General features: G+C 37.4%; 19 protein-coding genes. 4 read left to right on the plus strand and 15 right to left on the minus strand.

The features are described 5' to 3' along the window. Positions 1-76 precede the first annotated feature (76 nt). A complete protein-coding gene (ald, locus tag ACM5BR_RS10080) occupies positions 77-1210 on the minus strand; it encodes an alanine dehydrogenase (protein ID WP_416827705.1) in 1134 nt (377 codons plus the stop codon). Between the two features lie 126 nt (positions 1211-1336). Beyond that, positions 1337-2101: an SDR family oxidoreductase gene (locus ACM5BR_RS10085; protein ID WP_416827706.1), complete on the minus strand. Its 765-nt coding sequence runs from the start codon at positions 2099-2101 to the stop codon at positions 1337-1339. Positions 2102-2281: 180 nt separating this feature from the next. Here ACM5BR_RS10085 and ACM5BR_RS10090 point away from each other — a divergent pair, with 180 nt between their 5' ends. Then, the gene (locus ACM5BR_RS10090) at positions 2282-2740 is read left to right on the plus strand and encodes a universal stress protein (protein ID WP_416827707.1); all 459 of its coding nucleotides are present in this window, start codon (positions 2282-2284) and stop codon (positions 2738-2740) included. Positions 2741-2854: 114 nt separating this feature from the next. Here ACM5BR_RS10090 and argH read toward each other — a convergent pair whose 3' ends face one another. Together argH and ACM5BR_RS10100 are read right to left on the minus strand one after the other, a co-directional pair. Further along, positions 2855-4228, minus strand: coding sequence for an argininosuccinate lyase (gene argH, locus ACM5BR_RS10095; protein ID WP_416827708.1), 1374 nt, complete (start codon positions 4226-4228; stop codon positions 2855-2857). Continuing rightward, on the minus strand, positions 4225-5430 hold the full coding sequence (locus tag ACM5BR_RS10100) for an argininosuccinate synthase (protein WP_416827709.1): 1206 nt from the start codon (positions 5428-5430) through the stop codon (positions 4225-4227). The genes argH and ACM5BR_RS10100 overlap by 4 nt, the downstream gene beginning before the upstream one ends. A 174-nt stretch (positions 5431-5604) precedes the next feature. Between ACM5BR_RS10100 and ACM5BR_RS10105 the strand changes: the two genes are divergently transcribed. After that, positions 5605-5922, plus strand: a complete 318-nt coding sequence (locus ACM5BR_RS10105) for a radical SAM protein (protein WP_416827710.1) — start codon at positions 5605-5607, stop codon at positions 5920-5922. A gap of 128 nt (positions 5923-6050) precedes the next feature. Here the strand turns inward: ACM5BR_RS10105 and ACM5BR_RS10110 are convergent, their stop codons facing one another. From ACM5BR_RS10110 to refZ, 11 genes are all read right to left on the minus strand, one after another. Beyond that, positions 6051-6884: an EcsC family protein gene (locus ACM5BR_RS10110; RefSeq protein WP_416827711.1), complete on the minus strand. Its 834-nt coding sequence runs from the start codon at positions 6882-6884 to the stop codon at positions 6051-6053. Between the two features lie 112 nt (positions 6885-6996). Continuing rightward, positions 6997-8190: an acetate kinase gene (locus ACM5BR_RS10115; protein ID WP_416827712.1), complete on the minus strand. Its 1194-nt coding sequence runs from the start codon at positions 8188-8190 to the stop codon at positions 6997-6999. A 197-nt stretch (positions 8191-8387) separates the two neighbouring features. Further along, positions 8388-9377 (minus strand): class I SAM-dependent methyltransferase, encoded by a 990-nt coding sequence (locus ACM5BR_RS10120; protein ID WP_416827713.1) that lies wholly within the window; start codon positions 9375-9377, stop codon positions 8388-8390. A 152-nt stretch (positions 9378-9529) separates the two neighbouring features. Beyond that, positions 9530-10030 carry a thiol peroxidase gene (gene tpx / locus ACM5BR_RS10125; protein ID WP_416827714.1) on the minus strand — a complete coding sequence of 167 codons (501 nt, stop codon included), beginning with the start codon at positions 10028-10030 and terminating at the stop codon, positions 9530-9532. 144 nt (positions 10031-10174) lie between these two features. Then, a complete protein-coding gene (gene ytfJ / locus ACM5BR_RS10130) occupies positions 10175-10573 on the minus strand; it encodes a GerW family sporulation protein (RefSeq protein ID WP_416827715.1) in 399 nt (132 codons plus the stop codon). Between the two features lie 4 nt (positions 10574-10577). Beyond that, entirely contained in the window at positions 10578-11207 is a 630-nt protein-coding gene (locus ACM5BR_RS10135) for a DUF2953 domain-containing protein (RefSeq protein ID WP_416827716.1), read from the minus strand. 73 nt (positions 11208-11280) lie between these two features. Continuing rightward, positions 11281-12837: an amidohydrolase gene (locus tag ACM5BR_RS10140; RefSeq protein WP_416827717.1), complete on the minus strand. Its 1557-nt coding sequence runs from the start codon at positions 12835-12837 to the stop codon at positions 11281-11283. Between the two features lie 136 nt (positions 12838-12973). Further along, the gene (mbcS, locus tag ACM5BR_RS10145) at positions 12974-14557 is read right to left on the minus strand and encodes an acyl-CoA synthetase MbcS (RefSeq protein ID WP_416827718.1); all 1584 of its coding nucleotides are present in this window, start codon (positions 14555-14557) and stop codon (positions 12974-12976) included. Between the two features lie 269 nt (positions 14558-14826). Further along, positions 14827-15012, minus strand: coding sequence for a small, acid-soluble spore protein, alpha/beta type (locus ACM5BR_RS10150; RefSeq protein ID WP_416827719.1), 186 nt, complete (start codon positions 15010-15012; stop codon positions 14827-14829). 263 nt (positions 15013-15275) lie between these two features. Further along, on the minus strand, positions 15276-16976 hold the full coding sequence (ezrA, locus tag ACM5BR_RS10155) for a septation ring formation regulator EzrA (protein ID WP_416827720.1): 1701 nt from the start codon (positions 16974-16976) through the stop codon (positions 15276-15278). Positions 16977-17223: 247 nt separating this feature from the next. Then, positions 17224-17859 (minus strand): forespore capture DNA-binding protein RefZ, encoded by a 636-nt coding sequence (gene refZ / locus ACM5BR_RS10160; RefSeq protein ID WP_416827721.1) that lies wholly within the window; start codon positions 17857-17859, stop codon positions 17224-17226. A 122-nt stretch (positions 17860-17981) separates the two neighbouring features. Between refZ and ACM5BR_RS10165 the strand changes: the two genes are divergently transcribed. Together ACM5BR_RS10165 and rpsD are read left to right on the plus strand one after the other, a co-directional pair. Continuing rightward, complete coding sequence (locus ACM5BR_RS10165; protein ID WP_416827722.1) at positions 17982-18461, plus strand: GAF domain-containing protein; 480 nt, start codon at positions 17982-17984, stop codon at positions 18459-18461. Between the two features lie 268 nt (positions 18462-18729). Next, entirely contained in the window at positions 18730-19332 is a 603-nt protein-coding gene (gene rpsD / locus ACM5BR_RS10170) for a 30S ribosomal protein S4 (protein ID WP_416827723.1), read from the plus strand. Positions 19333-19664: the final 332 nt, after the last annotated feature.

Below are 19664 nucleotides of genomic sequence, written 5' to 3' on the forward strand. Positions count from 1 at the left end.
GCTTTGTACCACAGGCGAGAGGGTGTCTTACATAAGGCACCCTCTTGTTTTTATGTAACCTCTATCTTCTTACCCTTTAAGACAAAGACGGCATTTTTTCTAATACTTGTGCTGCAGGGAAATAGGGGATTCCATGTGCATCCGCTACAGCCTGAAACGTTACATATCCATTCAAGGTATTCAGCCCTTTCAAGAGAGCATTATTTTCTAAAATGGCCTTTTTAAATCCTTTATTTGCAATTTCTAGTGCATAAGGTACCGTAACATTCGTTAATGCAATTGTAGATGTACGAGGAACTGCACCCGGCATATTAGCAACTGCATAATGCACAACCCCATGCTTCACATAGGTTGGCTCATTATGCGTTGTAATACGATCTGTCGTTTCAAAAATGCCTCCTTGATCAATTGCAATGTCAATCACTACCGAGCCTTCCTCCATCGACTTAATCATTTCTTCCGTTACAAGCTTCGGCGCCTTTGCACCTGGAATAAGAACAGCACCAATGACAAGATCGGATTCCTTTACAGCATGTGCAATGTTATAAGGATTTGACATCAACGTTTTAATCTGATGACCAAATAGATCATCTAACTGACGTAAACGATTAGGATTCACGTCGATCATCGTTACATCTGCTCCTAATCCTACTGCAATCTTTGCTGCATTCGTTCCAGCAACGCCGCCTCCAACGATTGTAACCTTCCCACGTCTAACGCCTGGTACCCCTCCTAATAAAATTCCTTTTCCACCTTCTTGCTTTTCAAGGAATCTGGCTCCTATTTGTGCTGACATGCGTCCCGCTACTTCGCTCATTGGTGTTAGAAGAGGAAGCGTTCTGTTTTCGATCTGTACAGTTTCATAGGCAATACTAATTACTTTTTTTGTAAGAAGTGCTTTTGTAAGCTCAGGTTCTGGTGCTAAATGAAGATACGTAAATAAAATTAAGTCTTTTTTAAAATACTTATATTCACTTGGAACAGGTTCTTTAACTTTCATAACCATTTCCATATTCCAAGCTTTTGCAGCTGAATCTACAATGGTCGCCCCTGCTTTCATGTATTCATCATCTATAAAACCTGACCCAATTCCTGCATTCGTTTCTATATATACTTCATGCCCGCTGTGAACAATATGTAGTACTCCACCTGGTGTTACCGCAACACGATTTTCATTATTTTTAACTTCCTTCGGAACGCCGATACGCATCATTGTCCTCCTCCAAGTAGTTCATACTTTTCTACCACTCGTAGTATTACCAAACAATATTGCATCCGATTAGTATTGTTAGAAATTGTAACACTTAGATTCTTTGGACATCTGTTTCTCACACACTTATTTTTGTCTATGGCGATGAATGACATCAATTCCGCCTGTAACCTCCATACAAGTTCCTGTTATCATATCCGAATGATCATCACATAAAAACAGAATGGCGCGTGCAATATCCTCTCCCGTTCCAGAGCGACCAACAGGCGTCCTACCATCCTTTTGTTTTCTTGACTCCTCAATCGTGGCTTCTTTCATTTCCCCAATGATATCTCCCGGACACACCATGTTAGAAGTAATTCCGTATTCAGCTTCTTCATAGGCAATGGTTTTTGTTAATGAGACGATTCCAACCTTAGCTGCTGCAAAGGCTGAACGATAAACCCATCCAGGGGCACTCTCAGCACCTTGAAACCCATAGTTGATAATGCGTCCAAATCGTTGCTTACGCATAATGGGAATTATTTGCTTCAATAAGTAAAAAACGGAGTGTAAATTTCCATCAATCATCGAATGCCATTCATCGTCGCTATAATCAACAAGTCGCTTTCTTTCAAAAATATAAGGACCCGCATTATTAATTAAGCAGTCAATTCTGCCAAAACGCTGCATGGTTACGTTAACCACATGATATAAATCTTCTTTATTCAGAACGTTAGCTCGTATAATAAGCATTCGGTCTTGTATATCTGCAAATTCTTCTCGCAATGAAGCTACTGCCACTTCATCACTTCGATATGTAACGGTGACAGAATATCCCTGTTTTAAAAACTCTTCTGTAACCTTTCTACCCAATCCCTTTGAACCGGCTGTAATGAGCGCATGTCTCAACTAAAGCCCCTCCTTGTATTCATATACATCATATGTAACAATTTGTAATGAAAATTACAAATTAGATGCCTAAAAAATTTTTTTGAATTCTGTAACATTTCTGTTAATACATTAAACCAGTTTAGTTGTATAATAATGGTATGGAAAGTTATTTCTTTGTCAATTAAGGGGGACTCCTTCATGTCAACACAATACAAAAATATTTTAGTTGCAGTTGATGGTTCAAAAGAAGCAGAAAAAGCATTCAAAAAGGCAATTCAAGTTACAAAGCGCAATAACGCTAAATTGATTATAACTCATGTCGTTGATGTTAAAGCATATTCTGCAGTTGAAGCTTATAGTCGCGCTATCGCAGAACGAGCAAATGTATTTGCTGAAGATTTGCTCGAAGAATACGAAAAAATCGCGGTTGAAGCAGGAGTTCAAACAGTAGAAACCGTTCTTGAATTCGGAAATCCAAAATCAAAAATTTCTAAAGAAATTGCACCAAACACGCAAGCAGACCTAATCATTTGTGGTGCAACAGGATTAAACGCAGTAGAACGCTTCTTAATCGGTAGTGTATCTGAACATATTATTCGTTACGCAGCGTGTGATGTCCTTGTCGTACGAGCAGAAGACGAAGTAGGCGAAATCTAACTGTAAGCAGTGAATCTAGAGCACGACAAAAAGCGGGACCGCCCTAGCCGTTCCGCTTTTTATATCAGAATATAAAGCAAAAAGACCTGACATATTGTCAGGTCTTTTTGTATTTTACTTTAAGATTATCTTCGCTTTTTGCAAGGCTGCTTCTACTTGTGCAAACCCTGTTCCCCCTTCGCTATTCCGGCGCTTCACGGCCGCAAATGGAGAAAGCACTTCATATAAATCAGCTTCAAACAATGGACTAATCGTTTGATACGTTTCAAGTGGTAGATCAGCTAAATAAACACCTTGCTTTATACATAGTAAGACAAGACGACCGACAATTTCATGAGCTTGTCGAAATGGCAATCCTTTTGCTGCTAAATAATCAGCAATTTCAGTAGCATTCGAAAAGTCCTTTTGAACCGCTTGTTTCATATGGTCTTCTTTTACCTGCATCGTTTCAATCATACCTGCCATAACATGAAGACTTGTTTGAATCGTTTTTATCGTATCAAACATACCTTCTTTATCCTCTTGTAAGTCTTTATTATAAGCAAGAGGAAGACCTTTCATGATTGTAAGTAAGCCAAAAAGATTTCCATATACACGGCCTGATTTTCCGCGAATCAATTCCGCCATATCTGGATTTTTCTTTTGCGGCATAATACTGCTGCCTGTTGAGTACTTATCACTCATTTCAATGAATTGAAATTCTTGGCTGCTCCATAATATTAATTCTTCACAAAAACGAGATAAATGCATCATTAGAATAGAGGAGTGACTTAAAAACTCTAAAATAAAATCACGATCACTTACCGCATCCATACTATTTTCATAAATGCCATCAAACTCAAGCAGTGAAGCACTATAGGAACGATCAATTGGGAAGGTAGTTCCAGCAAGTGCACCTGCACCAAGAGGTGATAAATTAATCCGTTTTAGCGAATCCTTAAATCGCTCCTTATCCCGTTCTAGCATCCAAAAGTATGCTAGTAAATGATGGGCAAAAGAAACTGGTTGCGCACGTTGCAGATGCGTGTAACCTGGCATAATGGTTTCTACATGCTTTTCAGCTTTATCTACGAGTACTTGCTGAAACATTGCAATTTGATTTATTGTTTGTTTCACTTCTTTACGTAAATACAAATGCATATCCGTAGCAACTTGATCATTCCGGCTTCGAGCTGTGTGCAGCTTTCCACCAACTTCGCCTACTTTTTCAATGAGCATTTTTTCTAAGTTTAAATGAATATCCTCATTTTCAACCGTAAACGTGAGCTTATTCTGCTTTGCTTCTTCAAGAAGCTCCTGCAGACCTTCTTTAATTTTTGCAACGTCCTCATGAGGAAGAATGCCGCATTTTCCAAGCATAGTCACATGAGCGATACTTCCTTCGAGATCCTCTAGCACAAGCGCTTTGTCGAAGGAAATGGATGCACCGAACTCATCGACCCATGCTTCTGCAGCCTCGGTGAAGCGTCCGCCCCAAAGCTTTTTCACGCTTCCACCTTCTTTTGGTTCACTTGGCTGTATAATTTCGTAGGTAAGCCATATAGTGTAATAAATCCAAGTGCTGCATTATGATCAAATTGATCTTCCTTCGTATAAGTTGCTAATTTTTTATCGTAAAGAGAATATTCGGATTTACGTCCTTCTACAATAGCATGGCCTTTAAAGAGTTTCACGCGAACCGTACCCGTTACATTCTTTTGCGTTTCCTTTAAGAATGCTTCAAGAGCTGTACGTAGCGGAGAGAACCATAATCCATTGTAAATAAGTTCTGTCATCTGTTTTTCAATAACTGGTTTGAAATGAGCCACTTCTTTCACAAGTGTTAAATCTTCAAGTTCCTTATGTGCTGTTATAAGAGTCATTGCCCCAGGACATTCGTAAACTTCACGTGATTTAATACCTACGAGACGATTTTCTACATGATCAATACGTCCTACACCATGTTTTCCAGCAATGGTATTTAACTCTTTAATCATTTCTGCTACCGTGTATGAAGTACCATTTAAGGATACTGGTATACCCGCTTCAAACCCAATTTCTATAATTTCTGGTTTATTTGGAGTATCCTCCAATGCCAATGTCATTTCATATGCATCTTCAGGTGGAGCTGCCCACGGATCTTCTAGAATTCCACATTCATTTGCTCGTCCCCATAAATTTTGGTCGATAGAGAATGGGCTGTCTAAATTAATTGGAATAGGCACATTGTTTTGTTTTGCATATTCGATTTCTTCTTCACGAGACCATTTCCATTCACGTACTGGAGCGATAACTTCTAAATTAGGATTTAATGCTGTAATAGAAACTTCAAAACGTACTTGGTCGTTTCCTTTTCCTGTACAACCGTGTGCTACTGCATCTGCTCCTTCTTGTTCAGCGATTTCAACTAATTTTTTTGAAATTAACGGACGGGATAGGGCAGAAACTAGCGGGTATGTTCCTTCATACAATGTGTGAGCTTGCAAGGAGATAAGTGCATAATCATTTGCAAATTCCTCTTGTACATCTAAAACAAAAGATTTAATTGCTCCGACAGAAAGAGCTTTCTCCTGTACAAAGGCTAAATCTTTTCCTTCACCTAAATCAAGACAACATGCAATTACATCATAATTTTTTTCTTGTAACCATTTAATTGCAACAGAGGTATCCAAACCCCCAGAGTATGCTAACACGACTTTCTTATTTCCCATTAAAAATCCCCCTCTATATAAAGAATAAATATTCATTAAATGTAATTTTAATTCATAATCATACTTTAACAACTTTCTACTTAAGATGCAACAATTATTTTTGAGAAATTTAAACAATTCCTTCGAAGTTTTCCCTAACATCGTATAGAATAAAAGAAGCAAGGGGGAGAAATCATGGAACATTATTTCATATTTAATGAAAGGCTAGGAATCGAAACACCTTACATCGATGAAGATTGGGACGAGATTTCTGTGTATACACAGCAAAGCATATTGCTGAAATGGGAAATGATTAGGGGAAGAATACCTGATCAAATCGCAACTTTAGAAAATACCATTCGTAAAAAGCAAAATCAGCTTGATAACGAAGAAGACTTCAAGATATCTTGCCTATTAAACAGCGATATCGCAGAACTTGCTTCTATGATTAATGACCTGTGGCTATGGTATCGAGTTAACCAAAATATTTCTTCTAGTAAAGCACATGTATAATGTGAAACATACTTAAAGATCGTTTATTTGTACATGAATGTCACAAGTTAAAAAAGCTACCAAGTAGATTACAGCTTTGTAATCTTACTTGGTAGCTTTTTTAATCGTTGTAAGAAGTATTTGTATACTTATACCTGTTTTTCTAACAAGTAGCGCATCTGATAAAAACGATGCGTAAATTCCGTTACATTTCTAGTTAATCGATAATTCACCACTGAGCCGACCGCTATTCCAATCATCGGAATTCCTTGTATAAGTTTACGACGTACAGAATGGATAATAAACATTTTCACACTTTGCTTTAGCAAGACTAATAAAGAACCACTATCAATAACTTCATCAGCACCATCATAGAAAAAGGGATCATCGGAACGTTTCGCTTCCTGTAGAAGATCATGCAGTGCAGAATGCTGCATACGTATTGGCAAGATAGATGCATGAAATACTTTCAGTGCCAACATCATTTCATAAGGTCTATTCACATTGTATCCATACGTAGTCGCGATAACTTGTACAGCTTTCAAATTAATTGCAATCATTAACGGAAAATCAGCCGCTAAAAATAAGAATCCTCCTACTCCAGTTGCACTGCCCTGCACAAAGGAATACAAGCGATGCCGTGCGATTTGATGTTCTGCAATATATATAAGCTGGTCAATGGAGAGTTTCCGTAAATCCTCTATTTGTTCTACCGTTTCATCAAAGAGGCGAGCGCTTGAAAGAATTCGATTTCGCGCATCTAGCTGTGATTGCGAGCTTTGAATAAATGCATGCAAATGGAAAAGCCATCCATCTATCTTAGCGAAATATTCATTTTGTTGTTTATTAGAAAGCTGAGAGAAGGAACGATCTAGCCATTTATCAAATGCAAATTGAAAGTCTGTTACTTCCTGTTCAGCTAGCTGGTTCTCCCAATGCCTAATTTCATTCCAAATTTTCTGTTCACGCGACGAAAGCTCCACAAAACCCCACCCCTTATTATGAAGACTTTTTTCTATATTATACCATAGGAAAAGAGCACAAAAAAAGAAGAGGGTGATCTCTTCTTTTTTTCGTCTATGCCTATTTCACGGCTTATACGTTCGTTAAACGCATCACATCACGTGCAATCATCACTTCTTCATTTGTAGGAATTACAAGTACTTTTACAGGAGAATGCAGGAATGAAATATAAGCTTCCTCCCCCTCTACATGTTGATTTCGTTTTGGATCGCAGTAAACCCCCATAAATTCAAGCCCTTCAAGAATTCGCTCCCGAACCATGGAACTGTTTTCGCCAATTCCCGCGGTAAAAATAATAGCATCCATACCTTTCATCCGTGCTGCATAAGAACCTATATATTGATGTATTCGATTCACAAAAATATCAATTGCATATTTTGCACGAAGGTTGCCCGCTTTTTCAGCCTCAATAATATCACGTAAATCACTTGAAATACCGGATATTCCAAGAAGACCGCTTTTCTTATTTAAAACCTCTACCACTTCTTCAACGGATTGATGCGTTTTCTTCATTATATAAGGTATTAAGGCAGGATCAATATTGCCAGAACGAGTTCCCATAGGGACTCCTGCAAGTGGTGTAAAGCCCATAGATGTATTAATAGACTTACCTTCCTCTACCGCTGCAATACTTACCCCACTTCCTACGTGACAGGAGATAAGTCGTAAGCTTTTAAGTGGCTTATGTAAAAACGCAGCAGCCTGTTGCGTGACATATTTATGTGAAATACCATGAAAACCGTATTTACGAACATGATATTTTTCATAATACTCATAAGGTAAGCTATATAAATACGCTTCCTTCTTCATCGTTTGATGAAAGGCTGTATCAAAAACAGCAACAGCAGGAACATTCGGTAATACTTGTTGAAATTCAATGATACCTGTCAAATTAGCATAATTGTGTAAAGGTGCCAATTCAGCCAGTTCTTCAATATTATGTAGTACTTCATCATTTACGACAGCCGAATCATGAAATATTTCACCACCATGCACGACACGATGACCTATTCCACTAATTTCATCTAATGACTGAATAATGCCAGAGCTTTTTAACGCATCCACTAGTACTTGTACTGCCTCACCGTGATTCGCTATATCAATAACCTTTGTCGTTTCATTTCCATTTATGGTTATTTTAAAGATGCCATCATTCATGCCAATTCGTTCGATGATTCCTTTTGTGATTACATTCTCACTTGGCATATCAAATAGCTGAAACTTTAAGGAAGAACTTCCTGAATTAATTGCAATAATTTTTGCCATGCACGTTTCATCCCTTCTCTTCAATGCCTACAAGTTAATACAAAAAAAAAGAAACTATACTAAAATTTAACCATTGGAGTAGCTGTATTTCAATCAAAAAGCGAAAATAAAAACAAAATGTACACATGTGTTAAACTTGTGAAACTATAAAAAAAAGGTGAAACTTCATAAATTTTCAGTTTCACCTTTTATGTAGATTATTTTGCTTGTTTATTATCTTGAAACCACCGGGTAATTTGCGCCATAATATTTTCCATTGCATGTCGGTTTGTAAACTTAGGAAGTTCCACTAGCATTGCTTGCTTTGGCGGCTGTATACTAGCACCCTTCTTTTGAAGTATAAATATGCTTTTGGCATGCTTTTCATTCGCAAACATCGATACAGGCAATTGCAATACACCTTGGACATAACAGGTTTCCTGTAAAAATGTGTGTAATTTCTTTGCTTGCTCACTTTCAAATAAAGCATTAGGTATAAGGAAGAACAAGTATCCTCCTTCTTTTGCATACTTCATGCCCTGCTCTATAAATAAATGGTGAGAAAACGACATACCGCTTTCTGCCCGTAATGAAAATTTCTTTGCGCTTTCTTCATTTGGATAATATCCAACAGGCATGTCACATACAACCGCATCAACAGGATCAATATAAAGCGGAGCTAATCCATCCTGATGAAAAAACTCCATATGGTGTCTTTGTAGATTTGCGTTAACATAGGCAAGACGGACTAATATATCATCAATTTCTACGGCATATCCGTTTACCGTTGTTTCCTTTTCCATTGTATTAAAAATCGTTGTAAGCAGATTAGCAGTTCCTGCAGCTGGATCTAAAATCGAGATTTGCTTCTTGCCCTCCAAAAACTTTGAAAACAAATAACTTAAGAAAATACCTACCGCATCAGGTGTCATCTCATGATTAGCTTGAATTCCTTCTTTCATTCCTTTTAACAAGCAAAGCTGGAATGCCTTACGAATATCTTCACTCTTATAGTTTTGAAATGTATCATATACTTTTTGTAAACGTTCACTTGTAGAAGTGTGTAGTCCATTCTGTAGAATGGCACCTTCAAATAGATTATCTCCTGTTTCGATTAACGCTTCCAAATACGTAACATCTAATTCCTTCCGTAACAGAATGGATGATGTATCAAAGATGGAAAAAAGTTCTTCTACAGCTGTACTCATTTCGTAAACCTCCCTGTACTTCGTACACATAAGTTCTATTATACTACATGGAAACCTACAACAGAATAGCTACAGATGGGGCCTTATCGTTTATATCTACAAAAAAAAGAACGTCCCCTAGTAGAAGAGGACGTTCTTTTTTTACGATACGATTATTTTGCAGCTTTTGCTGCTGCAATCGCAGCTTCGTAATTAGGATGAGAAGTACCTTCACTTACATATTCTACGTAAGTTACTTTATCTTCGCTATCTACAACAAATACAGCACGAGCTAATAAGCGAAGTTCTTTCATTACAACTCCGTATGCTTCGCCAAATGATAGATCGCGATGATCTGAAAGTGTTACAACATTTTCTAAGCCACTAGCTGCACACCAACGTTTTTGTGCAAATGGAAGGTCATTGCTAATAGTTAATACTTTAACATTGCCAAGCTTAGAAGCTTCTTCATTGAAACGACGTGTTTGTGCATCGCATACACCTGTATCAACAGAAGGAACAACACTAATTAATTTTACTGCACCCTTATAAGAATCTAATGTAACAGGAGACAAATCATTTGCTAAAACTGTAAAGTTAGGTGCTTTCTCACCAACCTTTACTTCAGTACCAAGCATTGTCATTGGATTCCCCTTGAATGTAACTGCTGCCATCTCAACATCCTCCTTATAACTAAATATGTACACTATAAATGATAGAGATAATAAAAAAAGAATGCAAATAAAACAGCTTTCATTTTTAAAAATTATAAAAGGACGAAGGTTGCCCTTCATCCTCATTAACGAAAAATTCTATTCTTAGACGATTTCTTCGCTATCAGTTGGCTGCTCTTCATTCTTCTGAAATAGCTGTTTTATTTTTTCAACAGCCTGCGGCGTAGCATCTATTACTTTGTCAAGTAAATGAGTCTGTTCATCAAGATGCAACAGCTTTATTCCTGTTTTTGTTATAATTAGGAATGCGATTGGGGATAGCGAAACACCACCGCCACTCCCCCCGCCAAAAGGATAATCGCTGCCTTCTTCTACGTTGCCAAACTCACTTCCACCAGCTGCAAAACCATAACTTACCTTTGAAACCGTTAAAATTATATTTCCATCAGGTGAGTGGATTGGATCACTAATCATTGTATTCACGTTAACCATTTGCTTTATATTTTCCATTGCAGTTGTCATGATTCCTTGAATCGGATGCACTACATTACCCCCTTACCTCAGTCTGATAAAAAATGGAGCGATGTTTGTGGATATGCCGAAATAGGCTGAAAGCGAAAAAGAGCATTTGTCCTATACGAAAAGAAACCATACATTCTAACTCTGAAGTAGTTACAATTCCATCATATACCGGAATTACTTCTAATTTAGGCAACGTTATTACATTCGTATAGTTGCTAAGAATCCCTAGTATCAGTCCCTTGACCTGCCAAACAAAGCCCGTAATTATTCCTGTATTCGCTGCATCTCCAGTACCAATATGTGAACGCCATAGAAATTGCTTCACTTTGACTTTACGTAAAAAGCCTTTGCTTATAGTATGGATATCAGTCATGCTTTTTATCAGCTGTGAGATTTTCTCAATAAGGGAAAAATACTTCTCTTTTGTTTCTTCATCCTTGGTCACCGATTCAGGTTCTTTATTTTCTTTTGTCTGGTGTTTTTCTACGAATGCTAATACATCAAATGTATAACGAATAAACAAAATTCGAACTTGAATGAAACAGTGTTGCCCTTCTTCTGTGTAACATGCCATTAGTTTTATGGTAACAGTCGTAATGAAAAGAACGAATAAAAGTGCAACTATAATAACAGGAACGATTATAAACCAATTCATCTTTCGCTCATCCTTTCACTCCGTCCCCATTATTGACTGATACCGCAAGAAATAAACGTTACAAGCCTATCCTCTAATTCCTAAATACAATCCTACCGTCAATAACGGTCATCATAACCTTTGTATTTTCAATTTCATGCAAAGAAATGCGCATCATGTCACGATCAACGATTGTAAAATCAGCTTCATAACCTACTCCTATCATTCCTCTTTTGTGTTCTTTATGTATCGCCTTTGCACTTCCTGTTGTGTATAAGGAGATTGCCTCAAATGGAGATAACCTTTCTTGTGGTTGATGACATATTCCGCAAGAATCCGCATGGGATATTGCTGCATACATACCAGCGATAGGACTTATATCTGAAATCGGCGCATCCGATCCTCCTGCACAAGCAAGTCCTTCCTTCAACAAGGTTTTCCAAGCATACGAATAGCGTAATCGACGGAGACCAAGCTTTTTCTTCACAGATGGAAAATCAGAACGTACGAAAATCGGCTGAATGTCTAATACAACTGATAAGTATTTAGCACGCTTTATGAGGTCATTACGTAATACCTGACAATGAATGATTCGATCGCGTTGACCAGGCTGCGGTGGATACGCTTCTATCACATCCAACACGTTTTCAAAAGCTAAATCGCCAATTGCATGAACAGCTACTGGTCGACGCATTTGCCGTGCCTTTTGCACAAGGTTTGCTAACTCAGCTCTTTCGACTACTGCTATTCCTTGTGTAGTTAGCATATCAGAATAAGGCTCACTTAACAGCGCTGTTCGTCCTCCTAAAGAACCATCTGCAAATATTTTAATAGCTCCAAATTCAATGTAGTGATCATCATGGTACAGTGGCAAATGTTCCATTTCTGCATAATGGACAAGTAAGTTTACCTTAAATGGTGTTTGCCGAATGCAGTGCTGATATGCTTCATATGTATTTGCAAATCCATCATAATAATGCAGGTCTTCTGTATGACAACCTACAAGTCCTTTTTCATAGCAATCCTTAATCGCTAAGCCAAGTACTTTCCTTACATATTGCTTACTAGGTTTAGGAAGAATGTCATATACATATTGCTGTGCATGATCGTGCAAGACTCCTGTTAATCCATGCACATCCTTGACAATTCGTCCTCCCTTTGGGTCTTTTGTCTCTCTTGTAATTCCTGCTTTTTTCAATACGACAGAATTAACAAGCATTGCATGCCGGCATACTCGTTTTAATAGGATCGGGTGCTTACCTGATATAGCGTCTAAATCATGTACATGGACTGTTTTCGTATCGTAAAATTCATTTTCATTCCACCCCTCTCCAATAATCCAATCGCCGTCCGGAGTTTCATTTACTCGCTTTTGTACGAGAGATAACATCTCACCATAGGATGTACATTCCGTTAAATCAAGTCGTAATATACGTTCTCCATGCCCAATGAGATGGATATGACTGTCAACAAAACCAGGAAACATCGTATTTCCTCTAATATGATAAAACGTATCAACGTTATTGACTGCACACAATCTTTCTTTTGTTCCTACATCAACAATTATGCCTTTTTCAACGTAAATGGCTTCTACTGTTTCATGCTCTGCCCGCATTGTGTAAATTGTTCCCCCATACCACAATTCTCCCACCATTCATCCTCCTCTTTTTTTCAATTATAAAAAAGAAAAGGAGCTGGTGCAAAAGGAAGAAAACCATTCCCTTTTGCACCAGCTCTGCCTGTATTAACAATATAAGGTTTAGCTTGTGTATTTGTTGATTTTTGAATCAGTCTGCTGCTAATTCTACTTCACGCTTACGAAGCTCAACTCGGCGAATTTTTCCCGATGTTGTTTTCGGAAGCTCATCAACGAATTCAATTTTTCTTGGATATTTATAAGGAGCCGTCAGTTCTTTCACATGATTTTGTAGCAAAAGAATTAAATCTTCGTTTACTGAAACATTTTCTTGCAAGACAACGAAGGCTTTAACGACATGACCTCTTACTTCATCGGGACTCGCTACAACTGCGCACTCTCTTACATACGGATGTTTTACAAGAGCATCTTCCACTTCAAACGGACCGATTGTATAGCCAGAGGAAATAATAATATCGTCGCCACGTCCTTCAAACCAAAAGTAGCCATCTTCATCTCTTTTTGCCTTATCCCCAGTAATATAGTAATCGCCTCGGAATTGCATAGCTGTGCGCTCTGCATCCTTATAATATTGTTTGAAAAGAGCTGGAGTGCTCACGTGAACTGCGATATCACCTACTTCATCAACGCCTACCGGTATGCCATCTTCATCTACAATCGTTACATTATTGCCCGGTGTCGGCTTGCCCATAGATCCAGGTCTAATTTCCATTCCCTTCAAAACACCTACGAGTAATGTATTTTCGGTTTGACCGTACCCATCGCGAACAGTAATCCCAAAATAATGCTGAAATGTATCAATTACTTTTCGATTTAACGGTTCACCTGCTGAAACAGCACTATGGAGAGCTGAAAGCTGATACGATTCTAAATTTTCTACTTTCGCCATTATTCGATATTCAGTAGGTGTACAGCATAGTACATTAATCTTGTAATCGCTTAACATCTGCAAATAGGTTTTCGGCTCAAATCTGCCATGATAAACAAATCCAGTTGCACCTGATCCGAGGGTTGCCAAGAATGGACTCCAAATCCACTTCTGCCATCCCGGGCTTGCAGTCGCCCATACGATATCATTTTCTTCAATTGCCAGCCAATGCGGTGCACCCGTTCTTAAATGCGCATAGGCCCAACCATGTGTATGCACAACACCTTTCGGATTTCCTGATGTTCCGGATGTATACGATAAAAATGCCATATCATCACGCTTCGTTGGTGCCATTTGTAATTGGTCATTTTGGGTTTGTAATTTTTCATTAATATTAATCCAACCCTCAACCGGCGTATCACTGACAACGAAGGTATGTATCGTTTTCATCGCTTCGATTCCATCAAACTGATTAACATAAGGAGCATAGCTGACAATAGCTTTTACCTCACCATGAGAAATGCGATATTCAATATCCTTTTTTCGTAGCATTTCAGAGCTTGGAATAACAACAAGTCCAACTTTAAGGGCCCCAATATAAACCATATACGCTTCAATAAGACGCGGTACCATAATTAAAATAGTATCACCTTTCTTTAGGCCCTCATCTAATAAAGCGTTTCCAATTTTGTTTGCACCACGAATAAGCTCATCGTATGTAACCTGTTTCGTTTCCCCTGCTTCATTTCTCCAAATTAAAGCAAGCTTATCCTTATTTTCGGCATGCTTCTCAAATTCCTCAACAAGATTGTACTCCATAGGCGCTATTAATTGTTCACGGTTCATTTCTCTTCCCCCTTTTTATTGTTTTCGACTGTCAGATTTGTCTTTCATAATTTAATTATTTCTTCTCATGAAGAACGAGAATATAATTTGTCTTCTCTCCTTATAATAAGGGATATTCTGTATTTTTTGGTAATAATTCTTCTGACAAATTACTATCATTTATGACGATTTACACATACATTTCGACATTTTTTTCCATATACGACAAAAAATATATTTTCCAACTAAAAGAGGACGGGGAGAAGTCCCGTCCTCATATCCATATATATTTATTTTGTAAATCCACTAAGCGCCATTGAAACAAGACGCTTTGTAATTTCTCCACCTACAGAACCGTTTGCACGAGATGTTGCGTCAGGTCCAAGGGTAACACCAAATTCAGAAGCAATTTCGTACTTCATTTGATCTAAAGCTGGTTCAGATCCTGGTACTACTAGGTTATTAGTATTTGCCATGTGTTATCACCTCCTTGTGACTATAGAATGTGAAGAAACACATACCTTCATACTTCAACTTTCATGGTAATTTATACCGATTTTATACCTTTCTTTAAAGCATTATCATACATTTATTTAAAGACCATGCTATAAGTGAATCTCTGTACGTTTGAAATTATTTCCTAAATAAACGATTATATGTAAAAATCCAAAAAAAAGAATGATCCAACAGAAGCTACGCTTCCATTACGATCATTCTTTTGCATAGTTAAATATTTCACTTATTCTTCAGTCATAAATTCTTCAATTTTTTGTACTACGCCCGGTTCTACTTTTTCTAAGATAGCTGCTGCCTGTTCAAGGGAGGCTTTATACTTATACTGACGAAATAGCTTTTCTGCCTCATAAAGACTAGAGGAAACTACATCATTTTGACTTCTATATCGGTTTCCATATTGTATTAATTTCTCCACTAAATTAGCTTGATGTACCATTTCGTTTGTAAATTCATATGTATTTGTTACGAGCGTCTCTGCCTCTTCTAACGTACCATTCACTGCTCCCATATTTAATGGTTTTTGTTCCAACTGCTCATATACACGTTGAACAGCAACCTGAGCTCGTTTTAAGCCTTCTAACGTTTCTTCTGGGAGCCCTGGTAAATTTGACTTTTGAATTACTCGTTTTGTTTCAATCAACGTTTTACGCATTTGCTGCAGACTCTCACGTGCTTCAAATTCGTCTTTTCGCAGCGACTGAATCATATCTTTGTATTGACTATGAAGTTCCTTCAGCTCGTCCATTTGTCTGCGAATATCTTGGAGTTCTTCACGAATAACAGAAAATGCAATGTCTTGATCTGCAATTTTAAGCTGTAGTGTATCGAAGCGTTTTGTTAATACATTCACTTGTTTTTCCACATATTTTTGTACTTCTACATCTTCATCACTTAATTGATAGCTTTGTTTTACAAACTGTGTTTCTTCCTTCGTCTCAAGTGACTGTATCTTAATATTGTTTAACGTTTCATTCATGGAGTCAACATCTTTTTCAACATAATATTTTGCCGTTACTTCATTTTCCAGTTGATCATACAGTGTATCTATTTTACTTTTAATTAGTTCAATATGCTGCTTTGCATCTTCAATGTTCACATCTTTAATATCATCAAGGCAATGCTGCAGTTGAATTCGTAATTCCCGTACTTCTTTTGGAATTTCTAGATGATTGAGAACATATCCTTGTTTTTTCATTTGTTCATAACCCTGAAGCAAATCCTCTAACTGCGTCGGCATATTCGTCTGACACTCCGTTTGCAAAGTTGGGATTTGTTGCAGCAAATCTTGCATGAAGGAAATTCCTTGTTCTATTGTCTTTACAATATCCCTTGCCTCCAAATAATTTCCCTTATCTGTTGCCTCTTGGAACAATTGAAACTTCTTTTGTTCTTCATCTAGTAGTTCTTCTAATTTCCGTTCTGCCAATGTAAATGTATGTCGATAGGCAAGCACATTCTTCTTCAATTCTCTATATGTATTACGATGCTGTTCAATTTCTGTGTTATTTTTTTCATAGCTTTCCATTAATTCTTGCAGTTCAGTAAGTACGTCTTCAATCCTTTTTTCAGCCTCTGCTAGAAAAACACCCGCTTGATGGATGGAATACCTTACTTTTCGGAATGAAAACTGGGATGTACCGGCCTCAGCATCTTGCAACTCTTTTTCAGCCTGTGGAATGATATTTGTAATCATCTCATCCCATTCATTTCGCCACTTTTCGAATAGCTCCTCAGTTTGACCTGTAAGGTTTAAATCCTTTACTCGTTTCAACTCATCAGCTACCGGTTTATTCTTAATTTCGTTCTTCCATAACTGCAATTGATCAATTTCCTTATATAAACGATTCTTTATCAAAAGCTGTATCATGAGTAATGCAATCACAATACTCACTACGATGATGATAATCGTCAAAAATGACATCATTCCGTACCCTCCTCATTCCCGTTTATTATTCGCTCCGCTTGTGGAAGGCGTAATCTATACAAATATGTTGATTAATTAATTGTCAATGTATTTATGATACCATGTAATCTACTATTTTTAACCTAATTTTTTAGAAATTTTTACAGTCTTTCTCTTCTACTTCCCCATACCCAAAAAAAGAGTTGCCCAGGCAACTCCATAAGGTCATGAGCCACTCTATATTACTATAGATATTCCATGTACATTTTTAAAATGGCGGCACTGCCTGCAATCGAATACCTTCACAAACCTGAACAGCTTGATTTAGCCATTCCCTTACTTCTTTCCTATAGCTTTGAACAAAATAGTTTTCCGACGGAAAGGTATGCAGGACTTCTGAAACATATTGAGAATATAAATAAGGCACACTTAACATTCCTTTAAGCTGTGACATAAAAATAGGAAAAGGAAGCTTTCGAAATTGTCCATTCTCTATTCCACTTTGGATAATCGTATAAAAGTAATACTTTTCTCTAATAAAATACGTTGTCATAATTTCACGGATTAGTATGCTATCAAGAGATATTTCTCTGTAGAAGAAACGCGAAAGATGGCGATGCTCAGATTGATACTGTAAGATATGATCTACAATCGTAAATAACGTTTCCTTCGGTGACAGCGTAGACAAGCAATCAAATCCCTCTTCTAACACGCGAGTATAATTCTCCAGAAAATCAGTAACTAAAAACTCACGTAATCCTTGCTTTCCTGAGAAATAATATGAAATATTAGCTGCATTCACATCGGCTTTTTTTGCTATATCTCGAACGGACGTTCCGTCAAATCCTTGTGTATTGAACAAAAACACCGCAGCATCAATAATTTTCTGTTTGGTGGATGTCACGTCTCTTCACCCTTTCGCAAAAGCCGGCTCTTAATTTCTAATTTCTTGACAATTTACTAAATTCCCTTTAATTTTCTATCGACAAAGATATATTACATTCTACAATTCAAGGAGGCCATTTCATGTTTTCAGTACAAAAATACAGCGGGAATCGTAGACAAAATTATGAACTGGTGATTAATCAATTAAAAGCTCTCGTTCAAGATGAAAAAAATGCCATCGCTAATATGGCAAATGCCTCAGCTTTATTACATCAATTTCTCGAACATATTAATTGGGTTGGGTTTTATATAAAGGAAGAACAGGAACTTGTTCTTGGACCCTTTCAAGGATTACCTGCCTGTATTCGAATTCCCCTAGGCCGTGGTGTATGCGGCACAGCTGCGAAAACAAAGAAAACAGTCGTTGTTAGTGATGTTCATCAATTTCCAGGTCATATAGCCTGCGACAGCGCATCAAATTCTGAAATTGTTGTACCGATGATCAAAGCTGGAGAAGTGATTGGTGTACTTGATATTGATAGCCCTAATCTAAATCGATTTAATGAAGTTGATAGGCACTATTTAGAATTATTTGTAGAAGCTCTCGTTACTACGATGTAACAACTATGCACTTTATCTACGTCTTGCTGTTTTTTTTATTTTTATTCTCCCTTCTTGACTGGATGATCATAAAAAGATATAATATCCTTTGTGTAAAATATGCAGCCTTTGAGAATGAGTTTATGTTTGCATTTTGTTCCTCCGATATGAGGTGTATCGAGTAACTCCTTGCTGCTGGAGCGAGGATACATGAAAACAAAATACACATAAAAAAACAGCTCACGTCTGTTTTTATTTTACAAAAATAAAAACACAAGGAGGAGTCATCATGGCTCGTTATACTGGTCCATCTTGGAAACTTTCTCGCCGTCTTGGAATTTCCCTTAACGGAACGGGAAAAGAATTAGAAAAACGCCCTTACGCACCTGGACAACACGGTCCTAACCAACGTAAAAAATTATCTGAATATGGTCTTCAACTTCAAGAAAAACAAAAGCTTCGCCACATGTACGGAGTAAATGAACGTCAATTCCGTAATACATTTGATACAGCTGGTAAATTAGGCGGTAAACACGGCGAAAACTTCATGGTTCTTCTTGAAACTCGTTTAGATAACTTGGTTTATCGTTTAGGTCTTGCTCGCACTCGTCGTGCAGCTCGTCAATTAGTAAACCACGGTCACATTCTTGTTGATGGCAGCCGCTTAGATATTCCATCTTATCGCGTAAAGACTGGTCAAACAATTAGTGTTCGTGAAAAATCTCTAAACCTTGCAGTTATTAAAGAATCTCTTGAAGTGAACAACTTCGTACCTGAATACTTAGACTTTAATGCTGATGCATTAACTGGTACATTCACTCGTCTTCCTGAACGTTCTGAATTACCTGCAGAAATTAACGAATCTCTAATCGTAGAATACTATTCTCGTTAGTTCTAAACAAAATAATATTTATTTTGTTTTATCAAAAAAACATCACTTGTTTCAAGTGATGTTTTTTTTGTCTTTTTAGATAGCAGATACTAAAATCACCCACAAAAATTATGTACTGATTCTCACCAACTATAATTCTAAAGTCTTTCCACGCACTTCGTATCAATAATCTCACTACCAATATCTATGAAATCTAGGATTTGGAACTGAATCAAGTATAGGAAGACTATGGGGCTTGTAAGGAAGAACAAAATCAGGAGTACAAGCGATAGAAGCTTAAGACGAAAAGCTGTACTGTCTAACAAGAATAACTATTTATTACAAAAGACCCC

The organism is Ectobacillus polymachus, assembly GCF_048159605.1.
GTDB classification, from domain to species: Bacteria; Bacillota; Bacilli; order Bacillales; family Bacillaceae_G; genus Ectobacillus; species Ectobacillus polymachus.